The sequence below is a fragment of the Hyphomonas sediminis genome (assembly GCF_019679475.1).
GTDB classification, from domain to species: domain Bacteria; phylum Pseudomonadota; class Alphaproteobacteria; order Caulobacterales; family Hyphomonadaceae; genus Hyphomonas; species Hyphomonas sediminis.
In genome coordinates, this window is record NZ_JAIEZP010000001.1 from 2747909 (window position 1) to 2761283 (window position 13375).

The 13375-nt window shown below is 63.1% G+C and carries 11 protein-coding genes; 8 read left to right on the forward strand and 3 right to left on the reverse strand.

Annotated features, from left to right (window positions below):
• The gene (locus K1X12_RS13520; RefSeq protein ID WP_225907984.1) at positions 1–1602 is read right to left on the reverse strand and encodes an amidase; all 1602 of its coding nucleotides are present in this window, start codon (positions 1600–1602) and stop codon (positions 1–3) included.
• 73 nt (positions 1603–1675) lie between these two features.
• On the reverse strand, positions 1676–3340 hold the full coding sequence (gene ettA, locus K1X12_RS13525) for an energy-dependent translational throttle protein EttA (protein WP_220988089.1): 1665 nt from the start codon (positions 3338–3340) through the stop codon (positions 1676–1678).
• A gap of 183 nt (positions 3341–3523) precedes the next feature.
• Here ettA and K1X12_RS13530 point away from each other — a divergent pair, with 183 nt between their 5' ends.
• From K1X12_RS13530 to K1X12_RS13560, 7 genes are all read left to right on the forward strand, one after another.
• Positions 3524–4276 carry a hypothetical protein gene (locus K1X12_RS13530; RefSeq protein WP_220988090.1) on the forward strand — a complete coding sequence of 251 codons (753 nt, stop codon included), beginning with the start codon at positions 3524–3526 and terminating at the stop codon, positions 4274–4276.
• 159 nt (positions 4277–4435) lie between these two features.
• Complete coding sequence (locus tag K1X12_RS13535; RefSeq protein WP_220988091.1) at positions 4436–6736, forward strand: S9 family peptidase; 2301 nt, start codon at positions 4436–4438, stop codon at positions 6734–6736.
• Positions 6733–7302: an NUDIX hydrolase gene (locus tag K1X12_RS13540; RefSeq protein WP_220988092.1), complete on the forward strand. Its 570-nt coding sequence runs from the start codon at positions 6733–6735 to the stop codon at positions 7300–7302. The genes K1X12_RS13535 and K1X12_RS13540 overlap by 4 nt, the downstream gene beginning before the upstream one ends.
• Positions 7303–7307: 5 nt before the next feature.
• Positions 7308–7730 carry a DUF1330 domain-containing protein gene (locus K1X12_RS13545; protein WP_220988093.1) on the forward strand — a complete coding sequence of 141 codons (423 nt, stop codon included), beginning with the start codon at positions 7308–7310 and terminating at the stop codon, positions 7728–7730.
• A 120-nt stretch (positions 7731–7850) separates the two neighbouring features.
• Positions 7851–8846: a glutathione S-transferase N-terminal domain-containing protein gene (locus tag K1X12_RS13550; RefSeq protein WP_220988094.1), complete on the forward strand. Its 996-nt coding sequence runs from the start codon at positions 7851–7853 to the stop codon at positions 8844–8846.
• Positions 8839–9960, forward strand: a complete 1122-nt coding sequence (locus K1X12_RS13555; protein ID WP_220988095.1) for a cystathionine gamma-lyase — start codon at positions 8839–8841, stop codon at positions 9958–9960. The genes K1X12_RS13550 and K1X12_RS13555 overlap by 8 nt, the downstream gene beginning before the upstream one ends.
• 66 nt (positions 9961–10026) lie before the next feature.
• The gene (locus K1X12_RS13560) at positions 10027–12060 is read left to right on the forward strand and encodes a carboxylesterase/lipase family protein (protein ID WP_220988096.1); all 2034 of its coding nucleotides are present in this window, start codon (positions 10027–10029) and stop codon (positions 12058–12060) included.
• On the opposite strand, the gene K1X12_RS13565 is transcribed toward K1X12_RS13560, so the two are convergent.
• Positions 12046–12513, reverse strand: a complete 468-nt coding sequence (locus tag K1X12_RS13565) for a free L-methionine (R)-S-oxide reductase MsrC (RefSeq protein ID WP_220988097.1) — start codon at positions 12511–12513, stop codon at positions 12046–12048. The two genes, K1X12_RS13560 and K1X12_RS13565, sit on opposite strands and share 15 nt — an antisense overlap.
• A gap of 303 nt (positions 12514–12816) precedes the next feature.
• On the opposite strand from K1X12_RS13565, the gene K1X12_RS13570 reads away from it, so the two are divergent.
• Positions 12817–13293: an acyltransferase gene (locus tag K1X12_RS13570; RefSeq protein ID WP_220988098.1), complete on the forward strand. Its 477-nt coding sequence runs from the start codon at positions 12817–12819 to the stop codon at positions 13291–13293.
• Positions 13294–13375 lie beyond the last annotated feature (82 nt).

Here is a 13375-nt window from a genome sequence, read left to right on the forward strand (position 1 = left end):
CTATTTCTGCATGGCGGCGGCGATTTCGGGGCGGTCTTCAGCGGTTTCTAGATAGGCCGGAGACGGGCGCAGCAGGGTCGCCTGTTCATAGGCATAGCCATAGGCGAGGATGTGGGCATCGGCGCCGCGCGCGCCCATGAAGGAGACGCCGATGGGAATGCCGTGCACCTCGCCCATGGGCACGGTGAGGTGGGGATAGCCTGCCACGGCGGCGAGGAAGCCCGCCCCGGCCCAATCGGGCCAGACATCGCCATTGACCGGATCAACTCGCGGCGAAACCGGGCCGGAGGGCGAGACGAGCACGTCGACATCAAACTCTGCCAACATACGGTCTATGCCGTTTTCACGGGCGGTGGTTTGCACGAGGCGGAGGGCCTCGACATACGCCTCATCCGTGAGCGGACCGAGGGCATCGGACTCCTCGAAGAGATCCTGCCCGAAGAGCGGCAGTTCTTCTTCGCCGTTGAGCAGGTTGAACGCGATCACATCGCTGAGCGAGCGGGTTTCAACGCCGGGCGCGGCATCGGCCAGATAGGCGTTGAGGCTGTCCTTGAACTCGTATTCCAGCACCCGCAGCGAGGCGGGCCAGAATTCGCCGGGAATATCGTTCTCTTCAATCTCGACGAGAGTTGCGCCGAGCTGGCGCATCTCGCGCAATGCCTTGTCGAAATTGGCGATGATGTCCGGATTGGAGCCCTGCGCAGCGCGCAGGACGCCGATGCGTTTGCCTTTCAGGGCGGCGCCGGAGAGATGCTCTGTGTAGTCTACCTCATCAGGCGCCATGGCATTCATCAGCAGCGCGGCGCCGGTGACGGTTTTCGTCATCGGGCCGGCGGTATCCTGGCTGGGCGAGATGGGCACGATGCCCGTTTGCGGAATGAGGCCGACGGTGGGCTTGAAGCCGACGAGGCCGTTTACATTCGACGGGCAGATGATGGAGCCGTTGGTTTCCGTGCCGACGCCGCCAGTAGCGAGCGAAGCGGCGATGGCGGCGCCTGTGCCCGAACTCGACCCGCAGGGGGACCGGTCGAGCATATGCGGATTACGAACCTGTCCGCCCACGGATGACCATCCGCTGATGGAATTGTTGGAGCGGAAGTTTGCCCATTGGCTGAGATTGGTCTTGCCGAGGATGATGGCGCCTTGTGCGCGCAGGCCAGCGACGAGCGGGCTGTCGCGGCCTGTGATGTTGTCCTTCAGGGCAAGGGAGCCTGCCGTGGTGGCCATCGGGTCCAGCGACTCGATATTGTCCTTGAGGAGGATGGGCACGCCGTCGAGCGGGCCGAGCGCGGCGCCGGATGCGCGGCGGGCATCAGACGCGGCGGCCTGGGCGAGCGCATCGGGATTGACGACGAGGATGGACTGGAGGCGCGGGCCGGCACGGTCGATGGCCTCGATGCGGGCGAGATAGGCGCGCGTGAGCCCAACCGAAGTCATCTCGCCGGACGCCAGTTCGCCGGAGATTTCCGGCAAGGTCTTCGCCAGCATGGCATCGGCCACGTAAGAGGGCGGCGCCGCGATGGGCGCAGGCGTTTCCGGCGAAGCGGCCACGGGCGTGCCGCAGGCGGCAAGCGCGAGCGCGGCGGTGATGGTGTGTTTCATCGAGCCCCTCTCCCAACCCTGTTCAGGGCCGGGAGAGTAGCAAGGGTTACGCGCGCGGCAAGGCCGCCCGGCGTTAGCGCGAGAACTTCTTGAACTTCAGGCGCTTCGGATTCACGGCGTCTTCGCCGAGGCGGCGTTTCTTGTCTTCGAGGTAGGACGAGAAGTCGCCTTCGAACCATTCGACATGGGAGTCGCCCTCGAAGGCGAGGATGTGGGTGGCCATACGGTCCAGGAACCAGCGGTCGTGCGAGATGATGACGGCGCAGCCTGGGAAGTTGTCGAGGCCCTCTTCGAGCGCCTGCAGGGTTTCCACGTCGAGGTCGTTGGTCGGTTCGTCGAGCAGCAGGAGGTTGTGGCTGCCGCGCAGCATCTTGGCGAGGTGGACGCGGTTGCGCTCACCGCCCGAGAGGATGCCGACTTTCTTCTGCTGGTCGGTGCCCTTGAAGTTGAAGGCGCCGACATAGGCGCGCGACATGACCGAGACGCCGCCGAGGTCGATAAGGTCGGTGCCGCCGGAAATCTCTTCCCAGATGTTCTTGTTGGGATCGAGCTTGTCGCGGCTCTGGTCGACATAGCCGATCTTGACCGTTTCGCCGACGCGCATGACGCCGGAATCGGGCTGTTCCTGGCCGAGGATCATCTTGAACAGGGTGGACTTACCCGCGCCGTTCGGACCGATGACGCCGACGATACCGCCGGGCGGCAGCTTGAAGTTCAGGTTTTCGATCAGCACATTGTCGCCGAAGGCCTTGCTGAGCCCTTCGGCCTCAAGCACGACACCGCCCAGACGGGGGCCGGGGGGAATGCGGATCTGCGCCGTCATCACCTTCTCGCGCTCTGCCTCGGACGCCATCTTCTCATAGGCGTTGATACGGGCCTTGGATTTGGCCTGACGCGCCTTCTGGCCTGAACGGACCCACTCAAGTTCCTTGGCAAGAGTGCGCTTGCGACCGACATCGTCGCGCGCTTCCTGCTCCATGCGCTTGGCTTTCTGCTCCACCCAGGAGGAGTAGTTGCCCTGGAAGGGCACGCCGCGGCCACGGTCGAGCTCGAGAATCCAGCTGGTGATGTCGTCCAGGAAGTAACGGTCGTGGGTGACGAGGATGACGCAGCCGGGGAAGTTGATGAGGTAGTTCTGCAGCCAGGCGACGGTTTCGGCGTCGAGGTGGTTGGTCGGTTCGTCCATCAGGATCATGTCGGGCTTCGAGAGAAGCAGCTGACAGATGGCGACGCGGCGGACTTCACCGCCCGACAGTTTCGACACGTCTGCATCGTTGTCCGGGCAGCGCAGGGCGTTCATCGCCATTTCGATCTTGGAGTCGATGTCCCAGGCATCAGCAGCGTCGATCTGCTCCTGCAGCTTGGTCATCTCTTCCATGAGCTCGTCGGAATAGTCTTCGCCGAGCTTGTTCGAGATCTCGTTGAACTTGTCGAGCATCTGCTTTTCCGGGCAGGCGGCAGCGACGTTTTCAAACGCGGTGAGGGCCGGATCGAGCTTCGGCTCCTGCGGGAGGTAGCCGACCTTGATGCCTTCGGCGGCCCAGGCTTCGCCGATATAGTCCTTGTCCACGCCCGCCATGATGCGCAGCAGGGTCGATTTACCCGAGCCGTTGACGCCGACCACACCGATCTTGGCGTCCGGGAGGAAGTTCAGGTGGATGTTTTCAAACACCTTCTTGCCACCGGGATAGGACTTGGTGAGGCCCTGCATGTGGTAAACGATCTGGGGACCGGCCATGGGCATTGGTTCCTTTGCGAAGCTGGGAGTTAATTCTGCTGGGCGCGATGTGGCCTGCTGCGCGCAGAAGATCAAGCGATACGCAGCTTATCGGGCGCAGTCAGAGTCCCGCAAACACGGGTTTTTCGCTTGTGCACCCGCCGGGGGAACGGCATCTGGGACGGCAGACCATGGGGAAACGAGATGGCGGACGCGAAAACCGGCTCAAAAGGCTTTGGCGACGATGACATGACGCAGGTCTCGGGCTGGGACGCGCTGCTGGACGACCTGTTCGGCCTGAATGTGCGGGCATTGCGGACGGTTGGCATGTCGGTGATTTCGCCGGCGAAGCTGTTTACGGCGGCGCGGGACGCAGACTGGCTGGGCCGGTACACCCCCTCGATCCGCCTCGTTTTCACGATGATCGCCGCAGTGGTGTTCCTCAAATTCCTGTGGGTGAACGATACATCGGGCCTGTTTGCCTACACCCAGCGCACGATGGAGGCGATGGGGACCGAATTTCCGGGGATGACTTATGAGGAGGCGACGCGAGACTATCTGGCGGCGCTGCTGGTGACCTATCCATTCACCTATTTCGGCTGCCATGCAGTGTTTTCGCTGCTGCTGAACATCTGGGGCAAGGGCACGCCCCTGCCCGTGCGCATTCGCCTGTATTTCGCGACGCTGTTGCCGGTGATGCTGATGGGCGTGATGATGACGGTGGCGTATTCATATGTGACGGCGGACCAGATGGACATGTGGACGGCGGTCGGCCTGATCGTGATGCTGGTGATATATATCACCACCGTGATCCGGGGGCTGGAGCCGGTTTACAGCCTGGGGCAGCGGATATGGCGGGGCCTGCTGGCGGGCATTGTGATTGGCATTGCAGACCTGGCTGTCGCGCTGGTTTCCTCCACCTGGGCGGTGACTGTTCTCAACGCCAGCGCGACCTAGGGCGCAGATGCGGGAGATGACAGGGGCGGAATCTCCGTTAGTGTCCCGGCCATGCTTTTCCGAACCATTTTTGCGGCTGCCTTTGCTGCTATCGCCCTGTTTTGTCTGACCACCCTGCAAACTGCGGAAGCGCGCGCCCCACGGGAGGACCCTGCCGAGATGACCGATGCTCCGCGCCTGACCCTGGAACGCCTTTATGCCTCGCCTGCCCTCTCCGGCCCGGCGCCGCGGGGGGTGAAGTTCTCGCCCGATGGCGGACGGGTGACCCTGCTGCGCCCGCGCGAGGACGATCACAGCCGGTTTGACCTGTGGCAGTTCATCGTGGCGACGGGCGAGTTGTCGATGCTGGTGGATTCCGACCTGCTGGACCCGGCGGACACTGAGCTTTCGGAAGAGGAAAAAGCCCTGCGCGAGCGCAAGCGCATCGCCAGCGTGCGCGGCATTGCCGACTATAGCTGGGGCGACGCGACGAGCGTGATCGTTCCGGCGGGCGGCGACATCTACCTCGTGGACGTGGCGCCGAGCGCGGCCTATGCGCCCGGCGCGAAGACCAAGCCGAAAAAGCCCGTGGTGACGCGGATTACCGAGACGGACGCCTTTGAATACGACATCAAGGTTTCGCCCCGAGGCCGGTTTGTCAGCTTCATCCGCGATGGGGCAGTGTTTGCGTGGGACCGCGAAGAGAAGACAGAAATCCAGATCAGCCCGGACGCGCGCCCTGACGCCGCCGTGAGCTATGGCGTGGCCGAGTTCGTGGCGCAGGAGGAGATGAGCCGTTACACCGGATATTGGTGGAGCACGGACGAGCGCTATGTGGCGTTTACCGAAGTGGACGAGAGCGGCGTGGACATTATCCCGCGCTTTGACATTGCCGCAGACAAGGTGACCGTGATCGACCAGCGTTATCCGCGCGCGGGACGGCCGAATGCGAAAGTGGCGCTGCATGTGCGCGACCTGAAAGACAAGCGCACGGACCGCATCACCGAAGTTGGCCCCGACGATTACCTGGCCCGCGTGAACTGGGCGCATGGCAGCCTTTGGTTCCAGACCGTGAACCGCGAGCAGACCGAAATCCGCTATAACCGCACCGATGGGAAGCCCTGGCGCGTCTGGTCTCCGTTTACGGAAGAACAGAAGAACTGGGTGAACCTGTCGAACGATTTCCTGGCCCTGCCCGATGGCGGCATCCTGCTGACGCATGAACTGGACGGATACCGCCACATCTATTGGCGCAATGCCGAGACGGGCGAGATGCGGCAGGTGACCCGTGGCGCATGGGTGGTGGATGCGTTGGCAGGGTATGACGCCAACAGCGGGACGATCTATTTCACGGGCTCTGTGGAAACGCCGCTGGAGAAGCATCTCTACGCCGTTTCGCTTGGCTGGACCGGTGCGGAAGTCGAGGAAAAAGGCGCTAAACGCCTTCCGGACTCCGCCTGCGTGGATACGACGCCGCGTTCAGCCGCCATGCGGCTTTCCTGCCCTGAGCCCAAACGCATAACGACCGAAGGCGGAAGCTGGTCCATCGCCATGAGCCCGGACGCTCAAAGCTATGCGGGCACATTCTCCTCCCCCACCCAACCGCCGCAGACAGGGCTTTACAAGGCGGATGGCAGCCGCATTGCCTGGATCAACGAAAACGCGCTGAATGCCAGCCATCCGTATGCGCCTTATCTGGCGGCACATACCGTACCGGAATTCGGCACGCTGGCCGCTGAAGACGGGCAGACGCTTTACTACTCGATCCAGAAGCCGCCGGGATTTGACCCGGCGAAGAAATACCCGGTGATCGTTTCGGTCTATGGCGGGCCGCATGTGCAGCGGGTGGCCAATGACTGGCGGCCGCTGACCGACCAGTTCTACACCCATCAGGGGTATATCGTGTTCCGGCTGGACAATCGCGGCACATGGAACCGGGGCAAGCAGTTTGAGGATGTGATCTTCAAACAGACCGGCGGGCCGGAAGTGCGCGACCAGCTGGCGGGCGTAGCGTGGCTGAAGGCACAGCCTTTCGTGGACGCGGGCCGCGTCGTGATCGAGGGCTGGAGCTATGGCGGATACATGACGCTGATGACACTGGGCCAGGCGCCGGAGGGCACGTTTGCCGCCGCGATGGCCGGGGCGCCGGTGACCGATTGGGCGCTGTATGACACCTTCTATACCGAGCGTTACATGCGCACGCCGCAGGACAATCCGGAGGGCTACCACGCCTCTTCCGTGTTTGCGCATGTGGAGGGGCTGAAAGGCCCGCTGCTGCTGCTGCACGGGATGGCGGACGACAATGTGACCTTCGACAACACGACCCGCCTGATGGCCGAGTTGCAGAAGATGGGCCGCGTGTTCGAGCTGATGACCTATCCCGGCCAGCGGCATGGCATTCAGGGCGAAGCGCTGCAGGTTCACCTGATGCGCACACGGATGGACTTCCTGAAACGGCACCTGAAGGAGACGACCGAGTGACGATCAAGCCCTGGACGATCCTTTCTTCAAAGCAGGTGTTGCGGGACGGCTTCATGGGCCTGCGAACCGATCGCTGCCAGCGGGAGGATGGGCATATTGTCGAGGCCTATCATGTGACCGAGCTGACCGACTGGGTGACCGTGATCCCGGTGACGGCGGCAGGGAATGTCGTGCTGGGGCGCGAATATCGCCATGCTGCGCAGGTGGTGATGGTGGGCCTGCCGGGCGGCGTTTCGGACCCGCACGAGAAGAACTGGGCCGATGTTGGCGCGCGGGAGCTGCGCGAAGAGACCGGCTATGTGCCGAGTGAAATGGTGTGGGTCGGCACCTGCTATCCCAACCCGGCAACCCAGAACAACAAGATGCATTTCTACCTGGCGCTGGGCTGCACGCAGGACGCGGGCCAGGAACTGGACCCCAACGAAGATATTGAAGTCCTCGAAATGCCGTACCGGGAGTTTCTCGACTATGGCCAGATGGACGTGCAACATGCGCTGCATGCCGCCGGGCTGTTCTATGCCGAGCGCCACTTCCTGAAACATCCCCATCTTCGCCCCAAGGAGTAAGCCCCATGCCTGCCTTCCAGCCGACCGCCGATCAGTTCCGCGCCTTTCGCGATGATCCCCATGACGGGCCGGTGGCACAGGTGAACATCCTGAAGTTCAGGGTGAAGGCGGCGTATCGCCCCGAAGACCCGGAGCATGGCGAGGCGATCAGCGGGCGCGACGCTTATATGCGCTATTCGGAAGCGTTTACGGCGGCGGCGGCAGAGGTGGGCGGGACGACACTGCTGCTGGCCGATACGGAGCGGTTTTTCATTGGCGGCGGGGACTGGGACGCTGTGCTGGTGAACCACTTCCCCAACCGGCAGGCCTTTATCGCGACGCTGAACCACAAAGATTACAAGGATATGGCGCGCCACCGCGAGGCGGGCCTGCTGTGCCAGGAACTGATCGTGACGCGGCCGACCTGGGTGAATGGCGAAAAGCTCTGACGCCCCCCACCCCCGTGACAGACCCTCTCGAGTGTGATGAGTATTGCGGCACGATCGCTGACAATACCCTGCCGGAACAAGATCGCGAGACGATCCGGCAGAGGCATCTGGGAGGAAAGCATGAGCGGATATGAAGTCTACGGAGCATTGGGATCGCCTTATTCGCTGAAGGTGCGGGCGGCGATGCGGGCAAAGCGCCTGCGCCATAGCTGGACCGGGATGACGGGCGAGGAACGCGCAGTCGTGATGCCGAACGTGAAGGCGCAGGTGATCCCCGTAATCCGGCGGCCCGATGGCAGCTGGACGAACGATTCCACGCCTTTCCTACTTTCCATCGAGCATGAGGGGCGCGCGCTGGTGCCCCAGGATCCGGCGCTGCGCTTCGTGTGCCTGCTGCTGGAGGACATGGCGGACGAATGGTTCATGAAGGCGATGTTCCATTATCGCTGGTTCTATGAGGCCGATCAGGAATGGTGTGCCAACTGGCTGATGTATGACTCGATGCCGAACGCGGGCCGCGAGAAGGTGGAGCAGAATGCGGCGGTGATCCGTGCCCGGCAGATTTCGCGCATGGCGCTGGTGGGGTGCACGCCGGAGACGGCGCCGCTGATCGAGGCGAGCTGGAAACGCAGCTGCCTGGCGCTGCAGGAGATGGCGCTGGGGCCGGCGCGCTACCTGTTTGGCGACCGCGCTTCGCTGGCCGACCTTGCCTTTTATGGGCAGCTCAAGGTGATGAGCTATGACCCGACGCCGATGGCCTGGCAGCGCGAGGCTGTGCCTTACCTCTATCGCTGGCTGGACCATGCCGATGACGCCAGCGGCGCGGGCGGCGACTGGATGGACCGGAATACCGCGCTGGCGAGCCCGGCGATTACCCAGTTGCTGGCACAGGCGGGCGACACCTACCTGCCCTTCCTGCTGGCCAATGCGAAGGCGATTGAGGCGGAGGCGGAAACCTTCTCCCTCAGCATTGAAGGTGGGCGCTATGAGCAGGGCGTGTTCAAATATCAGGTGAAGTGTCTTGCGGGGCTGCGCGAGGAGTGGCAGCGGCTGGACGAGACCACACGCGCCGGGCTGGCGCGGATTATCGGACCCGGAGCGGACATACTTGGCTGACGAACTCTCCCCCATCTCGCGCCTGCTGCATCGGCGGGGCGAAAGCCTGCAGAAGGGCGACCCGGTTGCCCTGCCCATCGTGGCCTCGACGACCTTCCACCTGCCGGGCGACCCGCAGGCGAGCCATGTGTATGGCCGCTATGGCAACCCGACCGTGGAGGAAGTGGAGGCAGAGATCGGCCTGCTTGAGAATGCCGAAGCGATCCTGTTCCCCTCCGGCATGGCGGCGATTGCGGCGCTGTTCTACGCACACCTGAAACCGGGCGACCGGGTGCTGGTGCATGCGGACGGCTATTATAATGCCCGCGCGCTGCTGGAGGCGTATTTCGCGCCGCAGGGCATCGACATTGCCGCCTGCCCGACAGCGACGATGGCGCAGGCCGATCTGACCGGCGTAAAGCTGGTGCTGGCGGAGACGCCTTCCAATCCGGGGCTGGAGGTTTGCGATCTTGCTGCGCTGGCGCAAAACGCCAAGGTGGCCGGGGCGCTGCTGGCGGTGGACAACACGACGGCGACACCGCTGTGCCAGCGCCCGCTGGACCTGGGCGCCGACTTTACCGTGATGGCCGACACCAAGGCGATGGCGGGCCATTCCGACATTCTGGCCGGGCATGTGGCGAGCCGCGACCCAGCCCTTCTGGCGCCGGTGAAGACCTGGCGGCGGCTGGGCGGGGCGATCTGCAGCCCGTTTGACGCCTATCTGCTGCACCGGGGCCTGGCGACACTGGAGCTGCGCGTGGCGCGGGCGAATGCGAATGCGCTGGCGGTGGCCAATGCGCTGGCGGGCGTGAGGGGCGTGAGCGGACTGCGCTATCCAGGACTGGCGACGGACCTGGCGCATGGCGTTGCGCGCAAGCAGATGAACGGGTACGGACCGATTGTCAGCTTTTGCCTGCCTAGCCGGGCGCTGGCCGAGCAATTCATTGCCGACCATCCGCTGCTGACACCCGCGACCAGTTTTGGCGGCGTGCATGCGGCGGCGGAATGCCGGGTGCGCTGGGGGGACAAGGTGCCGGAGGGATTCATCCGGATGGCGTGCGGAATTGAGCCGGTGGCCGACTTCACCGCCGCAACGCTGCGCACGCTGGACAGGTTGAACCTTCACGGCGCTTAGGGGTTAGCCACACCTGCCCCATAGGGCTATGGTGCCATAAGATTCGACGATTGCGGGGGACCGGTGATGCGCCGTTTCAGTATAGTTCTTTTGTTCATCGTGCTGGCGGGCGCCGCCTATGGCTGGTTTGCCCTGCGCAAGCCGCCCAAGCCGATGGAAATGTCCGAACCTGTCCGCATACACCAGGGCGTGGTGATCGGCGGGCTGGACCGCGAGAACCCTGACATCATTGTTTTCAATGGCATCCCCTACGCCACCGCGCGCCGCTGGAGCCCACCTTCTGCCCCGCCGCAATGGGGCGCCATTGCGCGCGACACCCGCGAGTATGGCCCTGAATGCCTGCAGAGCCGGGCGAGTGCGGATGGGTTCATCGGCAGCATCCTCGAAGGCGTCGGCATGTCCGGCTTCGAGCAGATGATGGCGAAGATTGCCATCTCGCTGCAAAAGCCGCCGCCGGAGTCGGAAGACTGCCTGAGCCTCAACATCCGGACGGGAAATCTGGGCGGGAACGCCCTCCAGCCGGTGATGGTGTGGATCCATGGCGGATCGCACCAGTTCGGTTCCGGCTCGCAAGCGATCTATCAAGCCAACGGCCTCGTCGAAAAAGGCGTCGTGCTGGTGACCATCAACTATCGGCTTGGCGCGTTCGGTTACCTCGCCCACCCGGCGCTGACCGAAGAGGCCGGCACCTCGGGCAATTATGGCCTGATGGACCAGGTGTCTGCGCTCAACTGGGTGCGCGAGAACGTCGCCGTGTTCGGCGGCGACCCGAACAATGTGACCGTATTCGGAGAGAGCGCGGGCGCCCAGTCCATCACCGAACTGATGGCGACGCCGATGTCCGAAGGGCTGTTCCACAAGGCGATCCTGCAGAGCGGGGCGAGCACATACAATGCGCTGCACCTGAAGCGCTCGGCCATTCCAGGCGTCAAAAGCGCCGAAGAAACCGGCATTGAGTTCCTGTCGACACTTGTTCCGCACACGGCGCGAGCGGCCGATCTTCGGGCAATCTCTGCCTCTGCCATTATTGCGCGCGCAGAGGCCCGCCCCGATCTGACACCCTATTTCCTACCTGTTGTCGACGGCAGGATCCTGCCCCGGTCAATCGGCGCAGCGTTCCGCGATGGCGAAACGCCCGCCGTGCCGATGATTGCGGGGTACAATGCCGATGAAGGCAGCCTGTTCTACCCGGCGATCCACTCCCCCACCGTTCTGCGCCCCGGCATTGCCGGCACGCTGCCGGAGCGGGAAGCGGCGATGGCGGGTGTGTTCGGCCTCAACCCGGCCAAGGCGCTGCAGGCGCTGTACGGGATGAATACCGAGGAAAGCTGGGACAAGGGCGCGACCGACATGCTGGGCGACGACATGTTCGGCGTGCACATGCGCTTTGTGGGCCACAGGAATGTTGAAGGGGGCGCGCCGACCTACCTTTACCAATTCACCCGCGTGCCGCCCTCGCCCAACCAGACGATCGGCGCGTTCCATGCCGCCGAAATCCCCTTCGTGTTCAACAGCCACCTGCCCGGCCTCAAAGTGACGCCGAACGATCTGACGCTGACCGAAGCAATGATGACCTATTGGACGAACTTTGCGCGGACCGGTGACCCGAACGGGACAGGTGTGCCGGAATGGCCGAGCTATTCGCTGGACCGGGATGTGTGGCTCGACCTGAACCATTCCATCCGGGTGATCGAGGGCCTGCGGGCGCGCAAGCTGGACATTCTGGAAGAAACGCTGCTGCAGCGGATCACGCAGATGTCCGGGCCGCGCCAGGTGCTGGATTTGCCCGAACCAGTGGCGGCGGATGAGCGAGCCCTGACGGACACGGCACCGACGCCGATCAAACAGGGTTTACCCAAAGCAGCGAGCGCCGCCCCTCCGGCAGCAACGCCCATGGCCGCACCGAGAATGGAAACACCCATTGTTCGCACGCCTCAGCCCGAGCCGCAGCCGCAGCCGCAGCCGCAGCCACAAGAAGAGCTTCCAGCCCCTATCCTGCGGCCACTGAACCCGCCTGCGCCTGCAGTGGAACCGGCCACTTCTGCAGCAGATAATGCAGAACCGCAGCCTGATCCGATCACCCCCTCAGCCGATGAGTAGGCTTTCGCAGATTGCGACGAGGCCGGCCTGATCGACTTCGTCAAAGGCGTCGTAGCTGGTCGAGTCCACGTCCAGCACGGCTGCGAGCGAACCATCGGCGCGAAAAACCGGCACGACAATCTCGGAGTTTGACGCCGCATCGCAGGCAATGTGGCCGGGAAATTCATGCACATCCGGAACGATGATCGGTTCCCGCGTTGCCGCCACATGGCCGCAAACGCCCTTGCCAAAGGGGATACGCAAGCAGCCAAGCGTGCCCTGATAGGGGCCGACCACGAGCTCTTGCGGCTTGAGCGGATCGACGAGGTAAAACCCGGTCCAGAAAAAGCGCGGTGTGAACGCCTGTGCCAGGAGGCAGGCCGCCGTCGCATAGCGGGCGGTTTCCGAGGTTTCACCCGAAACAACGCAATCAATCTCTTCCTTGAGCTGGCGGTAGGTTTCAGCCTTGTCCATGTCGCATCCTTCAGCAGTCATCGCGAAACGCCGTAGAATAGGATCCCGACAGGCTTGTCCATTCCCGGATATCAGAGCCTCATACGGAATGATCAGCGCCGGTCTCGTCTTGCCGCAGCTTTTACACTTTCGGCCCGCATTGGCACAATAAGGCCGCTAAAACCGCCTGTTTGGGCAATGAATTCGTTCAAATTCACGCAAATTCGATTCCCGAATGAGGCGAATATTCAGAACTACGTATTATAGCTGGCTGGTGTCACGGTGGCTCAGACGCATACCGTGTCGGTGGCGGAGCTAGAGTAAATGCCCATTTCAGACAGCGTCCAGCTCAAGGGTCAGGTGACTATTCACCACCCCAACCTGGTGAATCTCTACGGCTGTGCCGTTGGAGATGGATCGCGCATCGGTGCTTTTGTGGAGATCCAGAAGGGCGCCGAGATTGGCGAACGCTGCAAGATCTCCTCACACACCTTCATCTGTGAAGGCGTGACGATTGAAGACGAAGTGTTCGTGGGACACGGCGTCATGTTTACGAACGACAAGTTTCCGCGGGCGACCAACCCGGATGGGTCTGCCCAGTCCGAGGCGGACTGGAAGCTGGAGCTGACGCGCGTGAAACGTCGCGCCTCGATCGGCTCCAATGCGACCATCATGTGCGGCATCACCATCGGCGAAGGCGCACTGATTGCTGCGGGCGCTGTCGTGACCAGAAATGTTCCAGATTTTGCAATCGTGGCCGGCGTTCCGGCAAAGGTGATTGGCGATGCGACCGGCAAGTAAACCCCTGACGAAATCCAAACCCGCGACACGAAAATGCGCCGCCGCGGAGACTGCCACCTCTTCAGGAAAGACCCAAAAGGGC